Genomic DNA, 24,373 nt, shown 5'->3' on the forward strand with positions numbered 1-24,373 from the left:
GTGTAGTACTTTTAACTACTAATTTTGAATGGACTCCAAGTAATTGGAAGCCATATTAGGTTAAGTTAATAAGGGCGCACGGTGAATGCCTTGGCACTAGGAGCCGAAGAAGGACGGCACTAACACCGATATGCTTCGGGGAGCTGTAAGTGAGCTTTGATCCGGAGATTTCCGAATGGGGAAACCCACTGTTCGTAATGGAGCAGTACATTTACGTGAATACATAGCGTATCTGTGGCACACCCAGGGAACTGAAACATCTAAGTACCTGGAGGAAGAGAAAGAAAAATCGATTCCCTGAGTAGCGGCGAGCGAAACGGGAATAGCCCAAACCAAGAGGCTTGCCTCTTGGGGTTGTAGGACACTCTACATAGAGTTACAAAGGAATGAGCTAGACGAAGCGATCTGGAAAGGTCCGCAGGATAGGGTAAAAGCCCCGTAGTCAAAAGTTCATTCTCTCTTGAGTGTATCCTGAGTACGGCGGAACACGTGAAATTCCGTCGGAATCTGGGAGGACCATCTCCCAAGGCTAAATACTACCTAGTGACCGATAGTGAACCAGTACCGTGAGGGAAAGGTGAAAAGCACCCCGGAAGGGGAGTGAAATAGATCCTGAAACCGTGTGCCTACAAGTAGTTAGAGCCCGTTAATGGGTGATAGCGTGCCTTTTGTAGAATGAACCGGCGAGTTACGATTACATGCAAGGTTAAGTTGAGAAGACGGAGCCGCAGCGAAAGCGAGTCTGAATAGGGCGAATGAGTATGTGGTCGTAGACCCGAAACCAGGTGATCTACCCATGTCCAGGATGAAGGTAAGGTAACACTTACTGGAGGTCCGAACCCACGCACGTTGAAAAGTGCGGGGATGAGGTGTGGGTAGCGGAGAAATTCCAATCGAACCTGGAGATAGCTGGTTCTCTCCGAAATAGCTTTAGGGCTAGCCTCAAACGTTAAGAATCTTGGAGGTAGAGCACTGTTTGGACTAGGGGCCCATCCCGGGTTACCGAATTCAGACAAACTCCGAATGCCAATGATTTATGTTTGGGAGTCAGACTGCGAGTGATAAGATCCGTAGTCAAGAGGGAAACAGCCCAGACCACCAGCTAAGGTCCCAAAGTATTTGTTAAGTGGAAAAGGATGTGGCGTTGCTTAGACAACCAGGATGTTGGCTTAGAAGCAGCCATCATTTAAAGAGTGCGTAATAGCTCACTGGTCGAGTGACGCTGCGCCGAAAATGTATCGGGGCTAAACAAATCACCGAAGCTGTGGATTGATACCTTTGGTATCAGTGGTAGGAGAGCGTTCTAAGGGCGTTGAAGTCAGACCGGAAGGACTGGTGGAGCGCTTAGAAGTGAGAATGCCGGTATGAGTAGCGAAAGACGGGTGAGAATCCCGTCCACCGTATGACTAAGGTTTCCTGAGGAAGGCTCGTCCGCTCAGGGTTAGTCGGGACCTAAGTCGAGGCCGATAGGCGTAGACGATGGACAACAGGTTGATATTCCTGTACCACCAAACCACCGTTTGAGTAATGGGGGGACGCAGAAGGATAGGGTAAGCGTGCTGTTGGTTATGCACGTCCAAGCAGTAAGGTGTGAATGTAGGAAAATCCGCATTCTATAACATTGAGCTGTGATGGCGAGGACTTAGTCCGAAGTTCCTGATTTCACACTGCCAAGAAAAGCCTCTAGCGAGGTGATAGGTGCCCGTACCGCAAACCGACACAGGTAGTCGAGGAGAGAATCCTAAGGTGAGCGAGAGAACTCTCGTTAAGGAACTCGGCAAAATGACCCCGTAACTTCGGGAGAAGGGGTGCTCTTTTGGGTGAATAGCCTAGAAGAGCCGCAGTGAATAGGCCCAGGCGACTGTTTAGCAAAAACACAGGTCTCTGCAAAACCGTAAGGTGAAGTATAGGGGCTGACGCCTGCCCGGTGCTGGAAGGTTAAGAGGAGTGCTTAGCGCAAGCGAAGGTGCGAATTGAAGCCCCAGTAAACGGCGGCCGTAACTATAACGGTCCTAAGGTAGCGAAATTCCTTGTCGGGTAAGTTCCGACCCGCACGAAAGGCGTAACGATCTGGGCACTGTCTCAACGAGAGACTCGGTGAAATTATAGTACCTGTGAAGATGCAGGTTACCCGCGACAGGACGGAAAGACCCCGTGGAGCTTTACTATAGCTTGATATTGAATTTTGGTGCAACTTGTACAGGATAGGCAGGAGCCTTAGAGCCCGGAGCGCCAGCTTCGGAGGAGGCGTCGGTGGGATACTGCCCTGGTTGTATTGAAATTCTAACCCATACCCGTAACCCGGGTAGGAGACAGTGTCAGGCGGGTAGTTTGACTGGGGCGGTCGCCTCCTAAAGTGTAACGGAGGCGCCCAAAGGTTCCCTCAGAATGGTTGGAAATCATTCGAAGAGTGTAAAGGCAGAAGGGAGCTTGACTGCGAGACCTACAAGTCGAGCAGGGTCGAAAGACGGGCTTAGTGATCCGGTGGTTCCGCATGGAAGGGCCATCGCTCAACGGATAAAAGCTACCCCGGGGATAACAGGCTTATCTCCCCCAAGAGTCCACATCGACGGGGAGGTTTGGCACCTCGATGTCGGCTCATCGCATCCTGGGGCTGTAGTCGGTCCCAAGGGTTGGGCTGTTCGCCCATTAAAGCGGTACGCGAGCTGGGTTCAGAACGTCGTGAGACAGTTCGGTCCCTATCCGTCGTGGGCGTAGGAAATTTGAGAGGAGCTGTCCTTAGTACGAGAGGACCGGGATGGACACACCGCTGGTGTACCAGTTGTTCTGCCAAGAGCATCGCTGGGTAGCTATGTGTGGACGGGATAAGTGCTGAAAGCATCTAAGCACGAAGCCCCCCTCAAGATGAGATTTCCCATTACGCAAGTAAGTAAGATCCCTCAAAGACGATGAGGTAGATAGGTTCGGGGTGGAAGCGTGGCGACACGTGCAGCTGACGAATACTAATCGATCGAGGACTTAACCAAAATAGAATTTGAAGAATTCAATGTCTTTTATCCAGTTTTGAAAGAATAATTTTTTATTAAAAAACACTTGCACATTTTGAGTGAGTATGCTATAATAGAACTTGTCTTTCAGTAATTATTCAAGTCTAGTGATGATGGCGAAGAGGTCACACCCGTTCCCATACCGAACACGGAAGTTAAGCTCTTCAGCGCCGATGGTAGTTGGGGGTTTCCCCCTGCAAGAGTAGGACGTCGCTGGGCTTGCAATAAATACATAATAATATTACCCAGGAGGATTAGCTCAGCTGGGAGAGCATCTGCCTTACAAGCAGAGGGTCGGCGGTTCGAGCCCGTCATCCTCCACCATATATTTTACTCCTGCCGGAGTAGCTCAACTGGTAGAGCAACTGACTTGTAATCAGTAGGTTGAGGGTTCAAGTCCTTTCTCCGGCACCATTTTTTTCGAGCCATTAGCTCAGTTGGTAGAGCATCTGACTTTTAATCAGAGGGTCGTAGGTTCGAATCCTACATGGCTCATCACTTTTAAGTGAATTATGTATGCGGGTGTGGCGGAACTGGCAGACGCACTAGACTTAGGATCTAGCGCCGCAAGGCGTGGGGGTTCGACTCCCTTCACCCGCACCATTTAATTTAATAACCGAGCGGAAGTAGTTCAGTGGTAGAACACCACCTTGCCAAGGTGGGGGTCGCGAGTTCGAACCTCGTCTTCCGCTCCAAAGATTCATTTAAGTGCCGGGGTGGCGGAACTGGCAGACGCACAGGACTTAAAATCCTGCGGTAGGTGACTACCGTACCGGTTCGATTCCGGTCCTCGGCACCATCTTTTTTTAAAAAATATAAAGCGCCCGTAGCTCAATTGGATAGAGCGTCTGACTACGGATCAGAAGGTTGTGGGTTCGACTCCTGCCGGGCGCGCCATATATTTCGGGAAGTAGCTCAGCTTGGTAGAGCACTTGGTTTGGGACCAAGGGGTCGCAGGTTCGAATCCTGTCTTCCCGACCATTTATTTATTTTTGGGGCCTTAGCTCAGCTGGGAGAGCGCCTGCCTTGCACGCAGGAGGTCAGCGGTTCGATCCCGCTAGGCTCCACCATGAACATTGAAAACTGAACATACAAAACGTTAAGACATATAGCTTGAAAGACTAACTCCGGTTAGTTTGATAGCAAAACAATTTTTGACATCATTTAATGATGATGCCAGCAAAACAAATGAGCTTTTTAAGTTCTCTATTATGGAGAGTTTGATCCTGGCTCAGGACGAACGCTGGCGGCATGCCTAATACATGCAAGTCGAGCGAATGACGAAGAAGCTTGCTTCTTCTGATTTAGCGGCGGACGGGTGAGTAACACGTGGGCAACCTGCCCTGTAGATTGGGATAACTCCGGGAAACCGGGGCTAATACCAAATAATCCATTTCCTCACATGTGGAAATGTTAAAAGACGGTTTCGGCTGTCACTACAGGATGGGCCCGCGGCGCATTAGCTAGTTGGTAGGGTAACGGCCTACCAAGGCGACGATGCGTAGCCGACCTGAGAGGGTGATCGGCCACACTGGGACTGAGACACGGCCCAGACTCCTACGGGAGGCAGCAGTAGGGAATCTTCCACAATGGACGAAAGTCTGATGGAGCAATGCCGCGTGAGTGAAGAAGGTTTTCGGATCGTAAAACTCTGTTGTAAGGGAAGAACAAGTACGAGAGTAACTGCTCGTACCTTGACGGTACCTTATTAGAAAGCCACGGCTAACTACGTGCCAGCAGCCGCGGTAATACGTAGGTGGCAAGCGTTGTCCGGAATTATTGGGCGTAAAGCGCGCGCAGGCGGTCCTTTAAGTCTGATGTGAAATCCCACGGCTCAACCGTGGAAGGTCATTGGAAACTGGGGGACTTGAGTACAGAAGAGGAAAGCGGAATTCCAAGTGTAGCGGTGAAATGCGTAGAGATTTGGAGGAACACCAGTGGCGAAGGCGGCTTTCTGGTCTGTAACTGACGCTGAGGCGCGAAAGCGTGGGGAGCAAACAGGATTAGATACCCTGGTAGTCCACGCCGTAAACGATGAGTGCTAAGTGTTAGGGGGTTTCCGCCCCTTAGTGCTGCAGCTAACGCATTAAGCACTCCGCCTGGGGAGTACGGTCGCAAGACTGAAACTCAAAGGAATTGACGGGGGCCCGCACAAGCGGTGGAGCATGTGGTTTAATTCGAAGCAACGCGAAGAACCTTACCAGGTCTTGACATCCCGCTGACCGTTCTAGAGATAGATCTTTCCCTTCGGGGACAGCGGTGACAGGTGGTGCATGGTTGTCGTCAGCTCGTGTCGTGAGATGTTGGGTTAAGTCCCGCAACGAGCGCAACCCTTGATCTTAGTTGCCAGCATTCAGTTGGGCACTCTAAGGTGACTGCCGGTGATAAACCGGAGGAAGGTGGGGATGACGTCAAATCATCATGCCCCTTATGACCTGGGCTACACACGTGCTACAATGGACGGTACAGAGGGTCGCAACCCCGCGAGGGTGAGCTAATCCCATAAAACCGTTCTCAGTTCGGATTGTAGGCTGCAACTCGCCTACATGAAGCCGGAATCGCTAGTAATCGTGGATCAGCATGCCACGGTGAATACGTTCCCGGGCCTTGTACACACCGCCCGTCACACCACGAGAGTTTGTAACACCCGAAGTCGGTGGGGTAACCCTTACGGGAGCCAGCCGCCGAAGGTGGGACAGATGATTGGGGTGAAGTCGTAACAAGGTAGCCGTATCGGAAGGTGCGGCTGGATCACCTCCTTTCTAAGGATATATTACGGAATACAGATTTTTATCTGTATCTTAACGTTTTGTAGTTCAGTTTTGAATGTTCATGTATATTATTATACTGAAATTCAAAGAGGGCCTATAGCTCAGCTGGTTAGAGCGCACGCCTGATAAGCGTGAGGTCGATGGTTCGAGTCCATTTAGGCCCACCATACCTTTTTTTATTTCGGGGCCTTAGCTCAGCTGGGAGAGCGCCTGCCTTGCACGCAGGAGGTCAGCGGTTCGATCCCGCTAGGCTCCACCATAGAATTTACAACAAACTTGTTCTTTGAAAACTGGATAAAACGACATTGAAAGAAATAAATTCAAGAAATTCGATTTATAATCACTTCGGTGATTATAGATTGTGTAGTACTTTTAACTACTAATTTTGAATGGACTCCAAGTAATTGGTAGCCATATTAGGTTAAGTTAATAAGGGCGCACGGTGAATGCCTTGGCACTAGGAGCCGAAGAAGGACGGCACTAACACCGATATGCTTCGGGGAGCTGTAAGTGAGCTTTGATCCGGAGATTTCCGAATGGGGAAACCCACTGTTCGTAATGGAGCAGTACATTTACGTGAATACATAGCGTATCTGTGGCACACCCAGGGAACTGAAACATCTAAGTACCTGGAGGAAGAGAAAGAAAAATCGATTCCCTGAGTAGCGGCGAGCGAAACGGGAATAGCCCAAACCAAGAGGCTTGCCTCTTGGGGTTGTAGGACACTCTACATAGAGTTACAAAGGAATGAGCTAGACGAAGCGATCTGGAAAGGTCCGCAGGATAGGGTAAAAGCCCCGTAGTCAAAAGTTCATTCTCTCTTGAGTGTATCCTGAGTACGGCGGAACACGTGAAATTCCGTCGGAATCTGGGAGGACCATCTCCCAAGGCTAAATACTACCTAGTGACCGATAGTGAACCAGTACCGTGAGGGAAAGGTGAAAAGCACCCCGGAAGGGGAGTGAAATAGATCCTGAAACCGTGTGCCTACAAGTAGTTAGAGCCCGTTAATGGGTGATAGCGTGCCTTTTGTAGAATGAACCGGCGAGTTACGATTACATGCAAGGTTAAGTTGAGAAGACGGAGCCGCAGCGAAAGCGAGTCTGAATAGGGCGAATGAGTATGTGGTCGTAGACCCGAAACCAGGTGATCTACCCATGTCCAGGATGAAGGTAAGGTAACACTTACTGGAGGTCCGAACCCACGCACGTTGAAAAGTGCGGGGATGAGGTGTGGGTAGCGGAGAAATTCCAATCGAACCTGGAGATAGCTGGTTCTCTCCGAAATAGCTTTAGGGCTAGCCTCAAACGTTAAGAATCTTGGAGGTAGAGCACTGTTTGGACTAGGGGCCCATCCCGGGTTACCGAATTCAGACAAACTCCGAATGCCAATGATTTATGTTTGGGAGTCAGACTGCGAGTGATAAGATCCGTAGTCAAGAGGGAAACAGCCCAGACCACCAGCTAAGGTCCCAAAGTATTTGTTAAGTGGAAAAGGATGTGGCGTTGCTTAGACAACCAGGATGTTGGCTTAGAAGCAGCCATCATTTAAAGAGTGCGTAATAGCTCACTGGTCGAGTGACGCTGCGCCGAAAATGTATCGGGGCTAAACAAATCACCGAAGCTGTGGATTGATACCTTTGGTATCAGTGGTAGGAGAGCGTTCTAAGGGCGTTGAAGTCAGACCGGAAGGACTGGTGGAGCGCTTAGAAGTGAGAATGCCGGTATGAGTAGCGAAAGACGGGTGAGAATCCCGTCCACCGTATGACTAAGGTTTCCTGAGGAAGGCTCGTCCGCTCAGGGTTAGTCGGGACCTAAGTCGAGGCCGATAGGCGTAGACGATGGACAACAGGTTGATATTCCTGTACCACCAAACCACCGTTTGAGTAATGGGGGGACGCAGAAGGATAGGGTAAGCGTGCTGTTGGTTATGCACGTCCAAGCAGTAAGGTGTGAATGTAGGAAAATCCGCATTCTATAACATTGAGCTGTGATGGCGAGGACTTAGTCCGAAGTTCCTGATTTCACACTGCCAAGAAAAGCCTCTAGCGAGGTGATAGGTGCCCGTACCGCAAACCGACACAGGTAGTCGAGGAGAGAATCCTAAGGTGAGCGAGAGAACTCTCGTTAAGGAACTCGGCAAAATGACCCCGTAACTTCGGGAGAAGGGGTGCTCTTTTGGGTGAATAGCCTAGAAGAGCCGCAGTGAATAGGCCCAGGCGACTGTTTAGCAAAAACACAGGTCTCTGCAAAACCGTAAGGTGAAGTATAGGGGCTGACGCCTGCCCGGTGCTGGAAGGTTAAGAGGAGTGCTTAGCGCAAGCGAAGGTGCGAATTGAAGCCCCAGTAAACGGCGGCCGTAACTATAACGGTCCTAAGGTAGCGAAATTCCTTGTCGGGTAAGTTCCGACCCGCACGAAAGGCGTAACGATCTGGGCACTGTCTCAACGAGAGACTCGGTGAAATTATAGTACCTGTGAAGATGCAGGTTACCCGCGACAGGACGGAAAGACCCCGTGGAGCTTTACTATAGCTTGATATTGAATTTTGGTGCAACTTGTACAGGATAGGCAGGAGCCTTAGAGCCCGGAGCGCCAGCTTCGGAGGAGGCGTCGGTGGGATACTGCCCTGGTTGTATTGAAATTCTAACCCATACCCGTAACCCGGGTAGGAGACAGTGTCAGGCGGGTAGTTTGACTGGGGCGGTCGCCTCCTAAAGTGTAACGGAGGCGCCCAAAGGTTCCCTCAGAATGGTTGGAAATCATTCGAAGAGTGTAAAGGCAGAAGGGAGCTTGACTGCGAGACCTACAAGTCGAGCAGGGTCGAAAGACGGGCTTAGTGATCCGGTGGTTCCGCATGGAAGGGCCATCGCTCAACGGATAAAAGCTACCCCGGGGATAACAGGCTTATCTCCCCCAAGAGTCCACATCGACGGGGAGGTTTGGCACCTCGATGTCGGCTCATCGCATCCTGGGGCTGTAGTCGGTCCCAAGGGTTGGGCTGTTCGCCCATTAAAGCGGTACGCGAGCTGGGTTCAGAACGTCGTGAGACAGTTCGGTCCCTATCCGTCGTGGGCGTAGGAAATTTGAGAGGAGCTGTCCTTAGTACGAGAGGACCGGGATGGACACACCGCTGGTGTACCAGTTGTTCTGCCAAGAGCATCGCTGGGTAGCTATGTGTGGACGGGATAAGTGCTGAAAGCATCTAAGCACGAAGCCCCCCTCAAGATGAGATTTCCCATTACGCAAGTAAGTAAGATCCCTCAAAGACGATGAGGTAGATAGGTTCGGGGTGGAAGCGTGGCGACACGTGCAGCTGACGAATACTAATCGATCGAGGACTTAACCAAAATAGAATTTGAAGAATTCAATGTCTTTTATCCAGTTTTGAGTGAACAACTCAAGGTCTAGTGATGATGGCGAAGAGGTCACACCCGTTCCCATACCGAACACGGAAGTTAAGCTCTTCAGCGCCGATGGTAGTTGGGGGTTTCCCCCTGCAAGAGTAGGACGTCGCTGGGCACCAAGAAGTCGTTACCGAGAAATCGGTAGCGGCTTTTTTGATGTATTTTTTATCGTTGCGAATATGTGTGAATTTGACTTGGACGCGGTGATTTCCGTTTGATTGCAATTCATAGTAAAACAAAATAACAATTTATTTAGAAAAAGAAAAAGTTATAATAAGAATTGTAATGATTAGTTCATTTTCAGTTCATTTTCTGCATGTATAGTATAACTAAAGTAGAGAGTATAAGAAAAATAAGGAGGAAATGAATATTATGCAACAAAAGTGGAGTTTACGGTTAATACGAGTAGGAGCATTATTTGGTTTGTTAGGAGCTTATTTAGGTTCCCATATGGCAGGAGCAGGATCATATGCGTTACGACCTATTCATGCGCACATTTTATTGGTTGGCTGGTTGTCGTTATTTGTTTATGGGCTGTTTTATAAGTTATATAAGATTAAGTCGCCTAAGTTAGTAGCAATTCATGGTTGGTCTGCTATTATTGGAGCAGTCGGATTGACATTAGGTATGTATTTACAGTTCATACACCCTTTCCAAATAAATGAGACCGTTGCGTTAATCGTGTATATTGTAGGTGGTACGATATTGTTGATCAGTTTTGCTATATTTGTTTTAGTGACCTTTAAAGTGGAAAAAGATAGAATCGCGAATTAATCTGCGATTCTATCTTTTTTATATTAAAGGTGTATTGCAGTATAAAGATAGTTAAGACCCGGCAGTAATTATATTCAATCGTTATTCTGTTAATCAAAAAAGATCTTGGTTATCAATATTAAAAAAGTAATATACCCCAACTACCACTAAAAATAGAGATCACCAGTCTTTACTCTTCAATTGGCCTTTGTTATACTATAAGTAGAACAGAAGTGGAGGCGTTTGTATGAGGAGATTACAAATTGTTTTTTCTTTAATAGCAATTATTTTTTTATTGCTTACTGCGTGTAGTAAGGAAAAAGAGGGGGCGTCAGAGGTGGATTCATTAAAAGACATAGAGGGAGTATGGGAGGGGTCCATTAAAATTCCCGATCAACCACTGCCAATTATCATTGAATTTGAAGCGGACAAAGGGACGATTAGTATTCCAGTACAAGGATTAAGCAATTATCCACTAACAAATGTGAAATTAAACGAATCGGACATACTCTTTAATATGAATATTCAAGGACAGAAACTTACATTTAACGGTAAAATGGAACAAGAAAAAATTTCAGGAACATTTACTCAACAAGGGGAGGCTTTCCCTTTTGAATTGCTGAAGGGAAGTAAAGAGGAAGAAATAGAAGAAGATCGTTTGGTTGAGGTGAAAGTAGGGAATGGAACGATGTCTGGTCAACTGGAAATTCCTCAAGGTGAGGGACCTTTTCCTCTTATGGTCATTATTGCTGGCTCTGGTCCTACTGACAGAAACGGAAACTCAATAGCGTTGCCTGGTAAAAACAATAGTTTGAAAATGCTTGCTGAAGATTTAGCTACAGAAGGCGTGGCAAGTATCCGTTACGACAAGCGTGGTGTTGGAAAAAATGCAAGCTTAGCTGGCAAGGAAGAAGATTTGCGATTTGACCAATACATTGATGATGCGGCTGCATGGGTCCAATTTGCAAAGGATGATGAACGCTTTTCGAAGGTTGGAATAATCGGACACAGTGAAGGATCGTTAATTGGAATGGTAGCTAGTCAAAAAGCGGATGCAGATGTGTTCATCTCCATTGCTGGAGCTGGAAGACCTATTGATCAGGTACTTCTGGAACAGCTCGAAGCACAACTTCCTGCAAACCTAATGGAAGAATCTACGAAGATTCTTGAAAAATTAAAACAAGGTGAGCAAGTGCAAACAGTAAGTCAGGAATTGCAAAGTTTATTCCGCTCATCGGTTCAACCATATGTGATATCTTGGCTACAATATGACCCGGCTGAACAACTGCAAAAGTTAAATGGACCAGTACTCCTAGTGAACGGGAATTTAGATATTCAGGTCCCTGTAAAGGATGCAGAGCTATTACATCAAGTAAAAAAAGATTCAGATTTACTCATTGTTGATAAGATGAACCATGTATTGAAGGAAGCACCTGCGGATCGAGAAGGAAATGTCGCTACCTATTCCAATCCCGATCTTCCATTAGCGAAAGGTTTAATAGATGGCATAGTCGATTTCTTGCAAGAACGTGCAAAATGAATGGATAGTTGAATATAAAATGCTGAACTTTTTGGAGTTCAGCGTTTTTGTTATAGGGGGAAATGGGATGAGAGAAATTCGTGTCCGACTAGATGGAGGGTTTCATAACGAAGTTTTTTACATTGAGGAAAAAGGAAAAGTAGTTAGAATGTCTAATGCTGGAAAAACGAAGGAAATGGTTTTACAGGAAATTGAATGGATGAATTTCCTATACGAACAAGAGGTTGCTGTTCCCAAGCCAGAAATGCATTTGGAAGATGAAAACGGGCGGGTGAGGGCGTATTTCGGGTTTGTTAAGGGCGATATGATGGATGTGACAAACGTATTACATTGGAATGAAAAAGTATTTGAACAATGGGGAAAGACATTAGGAAGGATGCATGCTCTATCTAAAAGGTTCAAGGTAGAAGAAATACATCGACCTGTTTGGACGGTTGAGAATACTGATGTGTTTGGTATTAGGGCAAACTTATCCTCATGGTTAAGGGATCGTTACGACAGGTTGATGCAAAGCCTGTGTGCGTTTGATAGCATAGAAAGCACATTTGGTCTGATTCATAATGACTTTCATCAAGGGAATCTAATCATTACAAACGATGGTACTATTACTACGATTGATTTTGATGACTGTGCATTTAATTGGTATGCGCAAGATATAGCAGTGGCCTTCTATCATGCATATTGGCAACATAGCTCTTACAATGGTGATACAAAAGCTTTTCCTCAGACATTTATGAACCATTTTCTTGCGGGTTATCAAGCGGAAAATTTGCTCCATGAGGACATTGTAGAGCAAATCCCAATATTCCTGAAACTGAGGGAAATCTTTTTATACCAGCTATTTACTCGGAAATGGGATAAAAACAATTTGGAAGAATGGCAAAAGTATACTATGTTGGATTTGGAGGAAAAGATTAAGAACAAAATTCCTTATGCTGGGATTACTGACTTTTCTATCTATGTGTAACATCTAAAGCGCAAAAAGAGTCCAAATTCTAGTATGAATTAGACTCTTTTTGTTGTTTAATATTTTGCCAAGTAAGTTATGAAGCGGTTTTCCGTTTTTTATTCTTCGAAATGGTAGCAAGCGTCGGGATACACATACCAATTAAAATAACGATAATCCCTAAAATTTGTAGCCATGATAATGCTTCGTTTAACACAAGTACCGAAACAATTACGGCAACTGGCAATTCCATAGCACTTAATATAGAAGAAACAGCGCCTCCAACTTTTGGCACAGCAATTACGAAAAAATAAATTGGAATAATGATACCTAGTAATCCAAGAGCTAGTCCATAGAATAAAAGGGATTCCGTAAATAATTTCCCGTTCCAAACAATTTCAGGGCTTTGAAAGATGGAAATCATGAGCATTGCTATGAAAGAAACAAATAATAGGCGAGTCGTAGTATTCATTCCCTCCACTTGCTTTGTATTGGCATTCATATTAAGAGAGAATGACACTGCAGCTGCAAACCCATAAACCCAACCTCTCCAGTCAATACCACTTAAATCGACATCAAGAACACCAGCAGCCAAAATCGTTCCGATAAATAAAATAATAAGCGAAATAACTTCCGGTCTAGTCGGCAATCTTCTTCTTATAATACAATCGATGAGCGTACCAATCCATGTGAATTGGAATAGCAATACGACCGCTAAAGAAGCAGGTAAGTAGATAAGCGCTTGTCCATAAACGATCCCTGTCGTACCTGTAAAGATACCTGCTAATAAAACAATTTTACCTCCCCCATATAAACGTGGAAGTTTCCGTTGCGTCACTAGATAGATAATGAAAGCTAAAAGAAAACCTACTATATATTGACTCGCAACCGCTTCAGAGGCTGAATAGCCGTCCGCAATAGCAAGTTTCACCATCGTTGATAAAGTCCCATAACAGCTGGCTGCAAAAACAACCATAAGGGGGTAAATCCATAATTTCATATGCGTTTCTCCTTTAATCAGCGTATACCGTCTTCACCATATGATGAAATGGCTCGCCAATAATTGTCCAAGGACATACGATATCAAATCCTAGCCTATTATACAAGCGAATTGCAGCTTCTTTTTCTATTTCTACATTTAAAGATAGTTTTCCCCCACCAATATCTTTAACTAACTGTTCGGAGTATGCTAAAAGTTTCGTTCCAATACCATGCCCTCGATATGTAGGATCTACAACTACTGTATCTATATACCACTCACCAGGCAATGTTTCTAAATCAATATGGACAGAAGTTCCTTTTTTGGTGGAGAGATATTTTTCTAAGTTGGCATCGAGTGTAACAGCTTGCTCTGCGGAATAAAATACAAGAACTCCTGCGACCTTTCCTTCCATTTCAGCAATATAGGTATTTAAATAGGAATGTCTATTATCCGTTCTAATAAATAATTGCACAAATTCCTTCTTAATATTCGCTTCTTTCGTTTCTCCAGTCATTTGCATGGAGATATCGCCTATAGCTTCCATAATAAGTGGAACAGCTGCTTGAGCATCTTCTTTACGTGCATTTCTAATTATAACTTCCATTAATTATTCACCTTCCAATTTTTTTATTATAACATAAAAAAAAATTGAAACTTTTCTGTTCTATATGTAGTAGAATAGAAGTAACTACAAAGGGGGAATGACAATGGGGTTTGAATCAATACCGTGGATGCTTATATTGCCATTAATAATCATCCAACTTATTTTAATGTTGGTAGCTATTATTGACTTAGTTCGGGTAGCAAAAACAAACGGTCCGAAATGGTTATGGGCCATTATCATTATTTTGGGGAATATGATTGGACCAATTATATACTTCATCGTTGGGAGACGGAATGAATGAATACATTACTTCATATGCAAGGACTAACAAAAGAATATGGAATAGAAAAAGCTGTAGATAATGTCACTTTTTCGTTACTTAAAAACACGGCAACTGCACTAATCGGTCCAAATGGAGCAGGGAAGACTACTACTTTGTCCATGCTCGCTGGATTACTAAAACAAACGAATGGAACAATTATAATGGATGGGGAGATTACAGGCGATATCCGAAAAGAAATCGGTTTCCTTCCGCAATATCCTCAGTTTTATTCCTGGCTAACAGCACTTGAATATACAGAAATGGCTGCGAAGTTAAGTGGAGTAGATCCTAAGATGGCAAAACTAGAAGCAGAAAAGACACTGGAATTTGTAGGTCTGGGAGATGCAAAAAATAAAAAGACAGGTACATTTTCTGGGGGAATGAGACAACGCTTAGGTCTAGCACAAGCAATTGTGCATAAGCCCTTACTACTTCTGCTGGATGAACCGGTGTCTGCTTTAGATCCAATAGGTAGACGTGAAATTATGAACTTACTGAAAGAATTGCAGGCATCGACGACTATATTGTATTCGACTCATATTTTAAATGATGCTGAAGAAATGACGGATCAATTATTGTTTTTACGAAAAGGGAAGTTAGTGGAGCAAGGTTCTATGAGAGAAGTGCGAGAAAAATATGCAAATCCTATGTACAAAATGTACTTTTCAAATAGTAACGAAGCGGCACAATTTGTAGAAACTTCCCCATGGCCTGCTATGCAAGAAGGTCCGATTGCCTTTATTCATCTAGAAGATGCAAAACCGATGATGCAGGAAGTTTTACAGGTACTTGCGAATTGCAATTTAAGTTTGTCGAAGGTAGAGCGCGCATCCGCTAGTTTAGAAGAAATCTTTTTGCAGGTGGTGAATAAGGATGAATAATTTTACAGTCATATTTCAAAAAGAATGGCGCGAGAATGTACGGAATTTTAAAATACTATGGATACCTTTAGTGTTTGTCTTGTTTGGTATATCGGAGCCATTAATGAATTACTATCTACCTCAAATATTAAATGCAGTAGGCAATATGCCAGAAGGAGCAGTTTTTCAGTTACCAGAATTTACTCCAGAGCAAATAGTCATGTCGACCATAGGCCAGTATCAATTTATCGGGATGCTCGTTGTAACACTTGGATTCGCCGGTATCATCGCAAGGGAACGGAAAAATGGTTCAGCAACGTTACTATACGTTCGTCCTATAGCTTATTCAAGCTATGTGTATAGTAAATTAGTTATCATGTGCATATTAGTGATTGGCAGTGTATTACTTGGATTGTTAGCGAATTTATATTATACGTCTGTCCTTTTTGGAGCAGTAGATGCAAGTGCGTTTATAGGATTTCTTGGAACTTATATAATTTGGCTGCTATTTGTTATTAGTATTGTTTTATTTGCAAGTGCAGCATTTTCGACAGGCATTGCTTCTGCTGTATCACTTGTACTTGTTTTGATAGTGCAGCTGATCGATGCTGTACTAGGTACGTATTGGACTATTTCTCCTTGGAAGCTTCCGATGTATGCAGGAGTCGTATTAAACGGTGGAGTTGATAAGACTCCGTTCGTTTGGAGTATAATTGTTACTTTATTGGCTATAGTTATACTTTTGGCTAGTGCAATTTACTTTGTTAAAAAGAACGTTTCGAAGACGAAGATATAATAAATACTCAACCAGAGGTGAGAAGAGATGACCATTCGCAATTCAGATCGATTTATTATATCATATAATCGGATTGATCACTTGATGAAGGAAATTAGTGGTGCACAGGATCATTTATCATTTTTCCGTTTAATTGAAATGGCGAAAAAAAAGAATGCCATTATTAGAAGGTATGAAGCTGACTTACGAGAATACGGTGATCTAAGAAATGCTATTGTTCATCATCGCACCTCGACGGAGTATGCAATTGCAGAGCCACATGATGAGGTTGTACGGAAGATAGAAGAGATAGAAGCGGAACTAAATACACCGGTAACCGTTGGGGAAATGTTTAAAACAAATGTTACGACTTTCCAAAGAACTGATTCCTTAAGCTATGCATTAAAGGTTATTCAGGATAAAAAATACAATCAGTTTCCTGTATATGATGGTTCAGAATTTAAAGGACTCATAACACCTGTAGGGATAACTATGTGGATGGCAAGCACAGTGGATTCAGAGACCTTTTCCAGAAAGAAGACTACCTTAGGAGAAATTCTAGCACATGAACATAGCAGAGAGAATCATCAATTTATAGGTCAACATGCATCTGTATATGAAGCATTAGAGATTTTTAATGTTGCAATTACGAGAGGGAAACGTTTAGAAGCACTTCTTATAACAGAAGACGGTAAGCCAAATAAAAAACTCATAGGCATCGTTACGCCTACGAGTATGATGAAAGTAAAATAAATTGCGGGAATTTTTTAAAAAAATAAGACATTTCTTCCATATTTTAAAGTAAAATATAACTAGACATGAAAATGTCAAGTATAATGGAAGAGAGGGAAAGAAAATGGAATCTTATGAAAAAGAGCAACCTCAGGAATTTCAAGGTAATTTACAAAAGGCTGCAAAGGATATGTCCGTAGGTGAGTGGGTTCTTACGATGCTTATTATGATCATACCAATTGTGAACATCGTAATGCTATTCATATGGGGATTTGGAAATCCAGACCCACGACGTAATTATGCACGTGCATCCTTAATTTGGATGGCTATTAGTATTGTACTTATCATTATTTTTTATGGTGTTATTTTCGCATTTATTTTTTCATTAAGTTCATATTAAATGTTATTTCCCGGGAAATAACATTTATCGACATTTGAAAGCATTCCTGTTTATAACGGGAGTGCTTTTTTTATTGTTATAATAATAAAAAAGGAGTGGTGAAGATGCATATTTCATTATTAGGGGCAACTGGTCGTGTAGGGAGCGACATACTCTCTTTACTATTAGAAAATGGTCACCAAGTGACGGTGCTCGTTAGAAATTCAGAAAAAGTGGTACCACATCCTAGTTTAATCATCTTAAAAGGGGATGCACGTGTATCTTTAGATGTAGAAAAAACGTTAGAAGGTACAGATGCAGTGGTGAGTGCTCTTGGTACAGATCAATCGACTGTATTAACTGAGGCGATAGCACATATTATTTCTATTATGAAGAAACAAAATATTAAACGAATCGTTACTATTGGTACTGGTGGTATATTAGCTAGTCGAGTAGAACCAAAATTGCTTCGATATCAATCATCGGAATCAAAACGTAAATCGACAACTGCAGCAAAAGAGCATCATAAAGTGTATGATATGTTAAGAGTGTCATCATTAGATTGGACAATGGTTTGTCCTACTTATCTGCCTACCGGGGCTGCAACAAACGCATATACAATTGAACGAGATATGCTACCGATTGGAGCGGTTAAAAGTACTACGGGAGATACGGCTTTATTCGTCGTAAACGAGCTGTTTAAGAATGAACACATTGGTTTTAGAGTAGGTATCATGAGCCCAACTTGACATATATAATTTAGGAGAATTTCAATGAAGAAATGGATAGTTTTATTACTTGCAGTTGCTCTCGTACTTTATCTAGGAAATGTACGTATTAAAACAACCGAGATATCGTTAGAGGCAGAAAGGATTCCATCTAATTTTAACGGCATGAAGATTGTACAAATTTCGGACCTACATGATGCTACATTTGGAGAAAATCAAGCAAAGCTTGTAGAAAAGATAAAAAAAGCTGATCCTGATCTTATTTTTATTACAGGGGATCTGATCGACAGTAATCGATTTAATTTACAAAATAGTTTAGATGTAGTGGAGCAGGTTATATCACTTGCACCAGTTTACTATGTAACAGGAAATCACGAAATTGCTACAAACGATGTAGACCATATAAAGGCTTCCTTATCAGATTTGGGTGTCACCGTACTAGCAAATGATGAAAGAATAATAAAAAAAGATGGACAGCAAATACGCATTATTGGAATTGAAGATCCATTAAACGGCATAGCAGTTCCCGATGCATTAAGTAAATTTGATAAAAATGATATTTTCACATTAGTGCTTTCACATCGCCCAGAAACGTTTCAAGATTATGTAGATAGTGGAATGGATGTTATTTTTACAGGACATGCACATGGGGGACAATTTCGAATTCCAGGGTTAGGCGGACTAGTAGCACCGGGACAAGGTCTATTTCCAATGTATACCGCAGGAGTGTATACCGAAAATGAAACAAACATGATAGTAAATAGGGGATTAGGGAATAGTATTATGCCTATAAGGGTGTTTAATACACCAGAAATAATTGTTGTAACATTAAAAAGTATATAGAATGCCCCCAATTTTGTAGGGGGCAAGGTACTAGCCATTATTATTTTTTGATCAAATCGTACTTTTTATTCTGAACCTTTGCCTAAGTTTCATTAAAGGAGAGGGAAATTTATTCTACAATTTCAAACTGTTGTAGCATTGCATAAAATCTTGCTCCGTGACCTTCAGCTGCTTCTAGGAAGTACTTTTCCGTTATGACAAAGCTTCCACCGTTTTTATTGTCTACTACGTAGACATTTGTGACAGGGCTATTCCACTCGGAGCCGCTAATACCATGCAGCTTAAAGCCTGCTAATGGTTCTGTAACAGCCTCTATTTCTGTTACTTTTGTATATTCAGCAGCAAGTTCCGATTCTAAAGTATCGATCATTTCTTCCGGAGCAATATCCTTAAATTGTTCAATTTCCATCGAAACTTCTGGATATCTTTCTTCTAGTGGCTCTTTAGTCGTAATAATATCGGAATTTTCTCCTTTAATGAGTTTGTATCGTTCTTCATCGATATAAATCACATACTCTGCATCTTTACCTTCTTGCAATACAACTGCTGTTATTTCCTCGGTTCCTTCAATACTTTGTGTTATTTGTTTCTCAGGTATAAATATATCTTTCATTTGTTGAATAAATGACACCCCTGCATCTGTTTGAATGTTAAAGAATAAAAGGATGGTTACAGCAGCTGCAATAATAGTAAGGAAAACTTTACTTCTCTTTTTCATCCTTATCACCTTTCTAGAAAAACTCTTTGTCTGTTTTCATGCCATTACCCTATATATATTCTTACAACAAATAAAATTTACTGGAAATAAAAAAAGGGCTATCCAATAAGCCCATAAATTGAAGCAGGTGTAGAAAAACGAGTCTTTTTCTACACCTGTTTGTTGTATACTTTTTATTAAACTGCTATTTTTTGTAGGCAATTGATTGTAGTGGAAGACGGCGACTCCAGCGGGAATAGCGTGAGCTGAAGGCCCCGCAGGAGCGAAAGCGACGAGGAGACTGAAGCCATGCCCGCGGAAAGCGTCCGTCTGGAACGGAAATCAATACATTGGAAAAGGGACTATCTCTCAGTCAATGTATGACTTTAGGGACAGCCCCAGTGTAGACAATTATTTAAACCAGCCTTTTTCTTTAAATCGAGAGATGGCTTCAATTCGATTCCCTACATCTAATTTGTCCAAGATAACGGAAATATAGTTACGCACAGTACCAGTCGTAATGTATAGTTCACTAGCAATTTCCTTCGTGTTTTTCCCATCTGCGATTAACTCCAGCACTTGGCTTTCGCGCTCCGTTAAAGGATTTTCCTCTTCGAATGCAATATCAACTAGCTCAGGAGCATAAATACGTCGACCATCCATAATAATACGAATAGAATTCGCAAGTTCTTCGCTCGGACTATCTTTCAGCAAGTATCCATTTACGCCAGCTTTGCGTGCTCGTTCGAAATAACCAGACCGAGCAAAGGTGGTTAAAATAATTACTTTACATGCATCTTCCTTTAACTCTTCTGCAGCATCTAAGCCACTTTTTACAGGCATTTCAATATCCATAATACATATATCAGGTTGCAGCTGCTGAATTAAATGAAGAGCTTCCTCCCCGTTATTAGCTTTCCCTACCACTTCCATATCTTCTTCTAAATCTAGAAGAGACCCTAGAGCCCCAAGGACCATTCGTTGATCTTCTGCAATGACGATTCGTATCATGTTTATTCCCCCTGACTTGTTTGTTGAATCACATTAGGAACATGTATATTAACGATTGTGCCGTTTTTTGAATAAATATCTAAACTTCCATTTACAAATTCTAATCTTTCTTTTATTCCTCGAATACCGTGGCCTTTTGACCAGTCTTTTCTCTCATCAATGCCAACCCCATTGTCATACACTTTTATTAATGTTTCCTTAGCTGATTGTTTTATTGAAATAGAACAAGAAGTTGCGCCACTATGTTTCACTACATTAGTGACCGCTTCTTTTAGACACATACTAAGCATATTTTCGACGAGGAGTGGAGTTTTTAAAAGTTTGGGTGAACCGCTAATTTTACATGTAATTTGCGCTGCATGTAAAATCTGTTTAATGCGAAAGAGTTCATCTTCCAACTTAGTTCCACGCATATTAGTAACTAGTTCACGAACCTCTTTTAAAACAGATCTGGCCGTTTGGTTAATATCATGGATTTCATTTTTGGCCGCTTCCGGATTTTTTTCAATCAATCTACCAGCTAAATCACTTTTCAAGCCAATAAGAGAAAGCTTCTGCCCCAGCGTATCATGCAAGTCTCGTGCGATTCTTTCTCGTTCTTCAATTATGATATATTGAGAAATTCGTTTTTGTGCATCTTCTAATTGACCTTCCAGCATTTCCCTCTGATTTCTGTTATATGTGTTAAATGGCAGTAAGATTACACCAATCAAGCAAATAATGAGAAATGGTAAATGGGAAAGAAATAATTCCATTTGCGTAAGGAAACCAAAAATTATTGCGACAATGGTAACTAATAAATGGATACTATAAATAACAAAAAAGCTTACTTTTCGTTGTATATTTCCAATAAAAAAGGATAAAAAAATAGCAAAGTATATATAACCGTACAGAAAAGTCATTGTCACACTGATGGCTATTTCGACAAAAACACTAATATATAAGAGCAAGCCGTTAGAGATGAACGATAATCGGTATGCAATAAAAAACAATAAAGTTAAAACTAGTCCAATGACAATTTCTAGAGGACCAGTAGACCGGAAGATAAAAAAGAAAGGAAATATACAAAAAACAATCCATGCATATATACTTAACCACGGATATTTAGGGAAAATCTGATACCACTTTGGCAATTACTTCACCTCTCTTAAACAATTATGCTTTTCTTCATTATAAAGCAAAAACCATCCCTAATTACATTGGAATGGTTCTTGTTGTAGCTTATTTTCCTTCAAAAGTTGAGCTCTTTGCATTTAATTTAACCGCATCTTTTGAGTTTTTCAGTAAATGCTTAATTTCTTTAAAGCTTACAAAGTTTTTGTTTTTTTCGTCAAATAAACGGAAGTGAATAGATTGTAAGCTTGTACGAAGATTAATCGTTGTCGCCTTTTGTAAAGGTGGCGTCGATTCATGTGCTTTTTCCAGGTTGTAGTTAGGAACCCGAGGACTTAAGTGATGCACATGGTGGAAGCCGATATTTCCAGTTACCCATTGTAAAACCCGTGGTAACTTATAATAAGAACTTCCTTCAACAGCAGCTTTTACATAATCCCATTCTGCTTCATCTTCAAAATAAGAATCTTCAAATTGATGTTGTACATAGAATAACCAAATTCCTAGTGAACCAGCCACGAAAAGAATAGTTCCTTGAATGATTGCAAATGCTTGCCAACCAATCAACCAAATCATCAACGAATAAAGAACAAGTACCGAAATATTTATAAAATAGGTGTTGTTACGTTCTTTTGGTCGAGCATCTTTATTGTTAACTCGATTGCTTACTAAAAACAATAATGCTGGCCCAAATCCAAACATAACGATTGGGTTACGATACAATCGGTAAGAAAGACGTTTCATTGGAGATGCTTCTACGTATTCTTCCACCGTCATCATCCAAATGTCGCCAACTCCACGCTTGTCTAGATTACCACTTGTAGCATGGTGGATGTTATGTTCACGTTTCCACTTTTCATAAGCAAATAATGTAATAATCCCAGTAACTGTACCTGTAATATTATTGGCTTTTTTATTTTTAAAGAAAGACCCGTGCGTGCAATCATGAAAAATAATGAAAATACGAACGACAAATCCCGCTGCGATTATAGATAGACCTACCGTTAACCATACGGAAACGTCCAAACTTAAGTAAGCTAAGAACCAAAGGATAAAAAAGGGTGGAATCGTATTAATAATTTGAAAGATACTCTTTTTTAACTCAGAGTTTTCAAATTTTTTTACATTTTTACGTAATTCAAGCGTTTTTTCTCTGCTCATTATTATTCCTCCTAAACAGACTCATTACCCTAACTATATAGAAATGCTGGTATTAGGAGTAGACATAAACGTCAAGTCATAAGTATGACAAATATCATATAGGTCATATAGGATAGAAGAGAACAAAAAAAAGCTGACCAAGTGAATAGGTCAGCTTTCTATAACAATTTATTTACGTTCTTCATTTAATAAGCGAACAGTTTCATCGAATTCTTTTTCGATTTCTGCATTAGGTTTATATGTCATTAGACTGACAACAACCGTAGTGATTAAAGCAAGTGCAAAACCAGGAACGATTTCATACAATGTGCTTGTGAGAGAATCGATAGATCCCCAAACAACTACTGTTATTGCCCCTACAATCATACCTGAAAGTGCACCAGCTGAAGTGATCTTCTTCCAATAAAGTGAAAGTAAAATAGTTGGTCCGAAAGAAGCACCGAAACCAGCCCATGCAAATGACACTAGTTTCAAGATTGTGTCGTTTTCTCTCCAAGCTAAAGCAGCAGCAAGAATAGAAACTAATAGTACAGCTAGTCGACCTAAGTTCACGTATGTTTTATCGGATGCATCTGTTTTAATAATTGCTTTGTATAAGTCCTCAACTAAAGCAGATGATGTTACGATTAATTGAGAAGAAATCGTACTCATAACAGCAGCAAGAACAGCAGCAAGCATAAGACCTCCGATAAATGGATGGAAAATAATTTGTCCAAGTGCGATAAACACAGCTTCAGGACTTGTTAAAGAAAGATCAGGATTTTGTTGATAGTAAGCAACCCCAACTAAAGCAGTAGCAATTGCTCCACCAAGACTTAACATCATCCAACCAATACCGATACGACGAGCTTGTTTTGTTTCTTTAACAGAACTAATTGCCATAAAGCGTACAATAATATGTGGTTGACCAAAGTAGCCAAGACCCCAAGCTAGTGTAGAAATAACACCTAATACAGTTGTTCCTGCAAATAGACTTAAGTGAGTTGGATTCACCTCTTTAATGGAATCTATCGTTTCACCTATACCACCTGTCATGAACAAACCAAAGATAGGTACGGCAATAAGTGCAAGGAACATTAGTAGACCTTGAAGGAAATCGGTATAACTTACCGCTAAGAAACCTCCAAAAAGTGTATATGCAACTACTACACCGGAAACAACTAAAAGACCTGTATGATAATCTAGACCAAATGAGCTTTCAAAGAAAACTCCACCTGCTACCATTCCAGAAGATACATAAAATGTGAAGAATAACAAAATAATTAAACCTGATGCCACACGTAATAAACGAGATGACTGTTTTAAACGACTTTCTAAATAACTTGGAATTGTAATGGAATCATTTGATACTTGTGTGTACACACGTAGTCTTGGTGCAACAAATAACCAGTTACAGTAAGCACCAATTGTAAGACCGATTGCGATCCAAGCTTGTCCCATTCCTGAAAGATAAATAGCTCCAGGTAATCCCATCAATAACCAACCAGACATATCTGCAGCACCTGCACTTAATGCAGTTACAGCAGGACCTAGTGAGCGCCCACCGAGCATATAGTCTGTTAAATTTGACGTCTTTCTGTACGAATACCAGCCAATGACTAGCATTGCAACCATATAAATTATGATGGCTGTAAGTTGATAAGCTTCTGTTGACATAACCTAACCATCCTCCTTTAACAAACATAATACCATGTCAATAAATATGGTGCACTGAATTTTTAGTAATTCCTTAATTTACTAACT

At 41.9% G+C, this 24,373-nt stretch carries 17 protein-coding genes, 11 tRNA genes and 5 rRNA genes; 26 read left to right on the forward strand and 7 right to left on the reverse strand.

Going from position 1 to position 24,373, the window contains the following annotated elements; translation table 11 throughout:
* The first annotated feature begins 58 nt into the window (after positions 1-58).
* The 19 genes from MHB48_RS00440 to MHB48_RS00530 all read left to right on the forward strand — a co-directional run bounded on the left by MHB48_RS00440 (position 59) and on the right by MHB48_RS00530 (position 12,444).
* Positions 59-2,987, forward strand: a 23S ribosomal RNA gene (locus MHB48_RS00440).
* 124 nt (positions 2,988-3,111) lie between these two features.
* Positions 3,112-3,227 (forward strand): 5S ribosomal RNA (rrf, locus tag MHB48_RS00445).
* 29 nt (positions 3,228-3,256) lie between these two features.
* Positions 3,257-3,332, forward strand: a tRNA-Val gene (locus tag MHB48_RS00450).
* A 14-nt stretch (positions 3,333-3,346) separates the two neighbouring features.
* Positions 3,347-3,422, forward strand: a tRNA-Thr gene (locus MHB48_RS00455).
* Between the two features lie 8 nt (positions 3,423-3,430).
* Positions 3,431-3,503: transfer RNA gene (locus MHB48_RS00460), tRNA-Lys, on the forward strand.
* A 23-nt stretch (positions 3,504-3,526) separates the two neighbouring features.
* Positions 3,527-3,611, forward strand: a tRNA-Leu gene (locus MHB48_RS00465).
* 17 nt (positions 3,612-3,628) lie between these two features.
* Positions 3,629-3,703 (forward strand) — tRNA-Gly (locus MHB48_RS00470).
* Between the two features lie 15 nt (positions 3,704-3,718).
* A tRNA-Leu gene (locus MHB48_RS00475) sits at positions 3,719-3,807 on the forward strand.
* A gap of 21 nt (positions 3,808-3,828) precedes the next feature.
* Positions 3,829-3,905, forward strand: a tRNA-Arg gene (locus MHB48_RS00480).
* Positions 3,906-3,912: 7 nt separating this feature from the next.
* Positions 3,913-3,989: transfer RNA gene (locus MHB48_RS00485), tRNA-Pro, on the forward strand.
* 13 nt (positions 3,990-4,002) lie between these two features.
* Positions 4,003-4,078: transfer RNA gene (locus MHB48_RS00490), tRNA-Ala, on the forward strand.
* A 138-nt stretch (positions 4,079-4,216) separates the two neighbouring features.
* Positions 4,217-5,770: ribosomal RNA gene (locus tag MHB48_RS00495) — 16S ribosomal RNA — on the forward strand.
* A gap of 99 nt (positions 5,771-5,869) precedes the next feature.
* Positions 5,870-5,946 (forward strand) — tRNA-Ile (locus MHB48_RS00500).
* Positions 5,947-5,962: 16 nt separating this feature from the next.
* A tRNA-Ala gene (locus MHB48_RS00505) sits at positions 5,963-6,038 on the forward strand.
* A gap of 160 nt (positions 6,039-6,198) precedes the next feature.
* Positions 6,199-9,127 (forward strand): 23S ribosomal RNA (locus MHB48_RS00510).
* 56 nt (positions 9,128-9,183) lie between these two features.
* Positions 9,184-9,299 (forward strand): 5S ribosomal RNA (gene rrf, locus MHB48_RS00515).
* The 16S, 23S and 5S rRNA genes sit together here with 11 tRNA genes alongside, the layout of an rRNA operon.
* Before the next feature lie 257 nt (positions 9,300-9,556).
* A complete protein-coding gene (locus tag MHB48_RS00520) occupies positions 9,557-9,958 on the forward strand; it encodes a hypothetical protein (RefSeq protein WP_342599656.1) in 402 nt (133 codons plus the stop codon).
* 226 nt (positions 9,959-10,184) lie between these two features.
* Complete coding sequence (locus MHB48_RS00525; RefSeq protein ID WP_342599657.1) at positions 10,185-11,477, forward strand: alpha/beta hydrolase; 1,293 nt, start codon at positions 10,185-10,187, stop codon at positions 11,475-11,477.
* Between the two features lie 67 nt (positions 11,478-11,544).
* The gene (locus MHB48_RS00530) at positions 11,545-12,444 is read left to right on the forward strand and encodes a phosphotransferase (protein ID WP_342599658.1); all 900 of its coding nucleotides are present in this window, start codon (positions 11,545-11,547) and stop codon (positions 12,442-12,444) included.
* A 76-nt stretch (positions 12,445-12,520) separates the two neighbouring features.
* On the opposite strand, the gene MHB48_RS00535 is transcribed toward MHB48_RS00530, so the two are convergent.
* Entirely contained in the window at positions 12,521-13,423 is a 903-nt protein-coding gene (locus tag MHB48_RS00535; protein WP_342599659.1) for a DMT family transporter, read from the reverse strand.
* Positions 13,424-13,436: 13 nt separating this feature from the next.
* A complete protein-coding gene (locus MHB48_RS00540; protein WP_342599660.1) occupies positions 13,437-14,009 on the reverse strand; it encodes a GNAT family N-acetyltransferase in 573 nt (190 codons plus the stop codon).
* A 103-nt stretch (positions 14,010-14,112) separates the two neighbouring features.
* Here MHB48_RS00540 and MHB48_RS00545 point away from each other — a divergent pair, with 103 nt between their 5' ends.
* The 7 genes from MHB48_RS00545 (at position 14,113) to MHB48_RS00575 (ending at position 18,648) form a co-directional block, all read left to right on the forward strand.
* Positions 14,113-14,310, forward strand: a complete 198-nt coding sequence (locus tag MHB48_RS00545; protein WP_340916694.1) for a PLD nuclease N-terminal domain-containing protein — start codon at positions 14,113-14,115, stop codon at positions 14,308-14,310.
* Positions 14,307-15,212: an ABC transporter ATP-binding protein gene (locus MHB48_RS00550; RefSeq protein WP_342599661.1), complete on the forward strand. Its 906-nt coding sequence runs from the start codon at positions 14,307-14,309 to the stop codon at positions 15,210-15,212. The genes MHB48_RS00545 and MHB48_RS00550 overlap by 4 nt, the downstream gene beginning before the upstream one ends.
* Entirely contained in the window at positions 15,205-15,987 is a 783-nt protein-coding gene (locus MHB48_RS00555; RefSeq protein WP_342599662.1) for an ABC transporter permease subunit, read from the forward strand. Before MHB48_RS00550 ends, MHB48_RS00555 begins: the two co-directional genes overlap by 8 nt.
* Before the next feature lie 27 nt (positions 15,988-16,014).
* Positions 16,015-16,719: a CBS domain-containing protein gene (locus MHB48_RS00560; protein ID WP_342599663.1), complete on the forward strand. Its 705-nt coding sequence runs from the start codon at positions 16,015-16,017 to the stop codon at positions 16,717-16,719.
* 103 nt (positions 16,720-16,822) lie between these two features.
* Positions 16,823-17,098 (forward strand): hypothetical protein, encoded by a 276-nt coding sequence (locus tag MHB48_RS00565; RefSeq protein WP_342599664.1) that lies wholly within the window; start codon positions 16,823-16,825, stop codon positions 17,096-17,098.
* A 104-nt stretch (positions 17,099-17,202) separates the two neighbouring features.
* On the forward strand, positions 17,203-17,826 hold the full coding sequence (locus tag MHB48_RS00570) for an NAD(P)H-binding protein (protein WP_342599665.1): 624 nt from the start codon (positions 17,203-17,205) through the stop codon (positions 17,824-17,826).
* 24 nt (positions 17,827-17,850) lie between these two features.
* Positions 17,851-18,648, forward strand: a complete 798-nt coding sequence (locus tag MHB48_RS00575) for a metallophosphoesterase (protein ID WP_342599666.1) — start codon at positions 17,851-17,853, stop codon at positions 18,646-18,648.
* Between the two features lie 109 nt (positions 18,649-18,757).
* Here MHB48_RS00575 and MHB48_RS00580 read toward each other — a convergent pair whose 3' ends face one another.
* The 5 genes from MHB48_RS00580 to putP all read right to left on the reverse strand — a co-directional run bounded on the left by MHB48_RS00580 (position 18,758) and on the right by putP (position 24,286).
* Positions 18,758-19,366, reverse strand: a complete 609-nt coding sequence (locus tag MHB48_RS00580; protein WP_342599667.1) for a hypothetical protein — start codon at positions 19,364-19,366, stop codon at positions 18,758-18,760.
* A gap of 390 nt (positions 19,367-19,756) precedes the next feature.
* Entirely contained in the window at positions 19,757-20,356 is a 600-nt protein-coding gene (locus MHB48_RS00585; RefSeq protein ID WP_342599668.1) for a response regulator transcription factor, read from the reverse strand.
* Between the two features lie 2 nt (positions 20,357-20,358).
* Entirely contained in the window at positions 20,359-21,489 is a 1,131-nt protein-coding gene (locus MHB48_RS00590; RefSeq protein ID WP_342599669.1) for a sensor histidine kinase, read from the reverse strand.
* A gap of 88 nt (positions 21,490-21,577) precedes the next feature.
* Complete coding sequence (locus MHB48_RS00595) at positions 21,578-22,630, reverse strand: fatty acid desaturase (protein WP_342599670.1); 1,053 nt, start codon at positions 22,628-22,630, stop codon at positions 21,578-21,580.
* A 168-nt stretch (positions 22,631-22,798) separates the two neighbouring features.
* Positions 22,799-24,286: a sodium/proline symporter PutP gene (gene putP, locus MHB48_RS00600; protein ID WP_342599671.1), complete on the reverse strand. Its 1,488-nt coding sequence runs from the start codon at positions 24,284-24,286 to the stop codon at positions 22,799-22,801.
* Positions 24,287-24,373 lie beyond the last annotated feature (87 nt).

Origin of the sequence: Psychrobacillus sp. FSL H8-0483, from assembly GCF_038637725.1 — a bacterium.
In the GTDB taxonomy this organism is placed as follows: Bacteria; Bacillota; Bacilli; order Bacillales_A; family Planococcaceae; genus Psychrobacillus.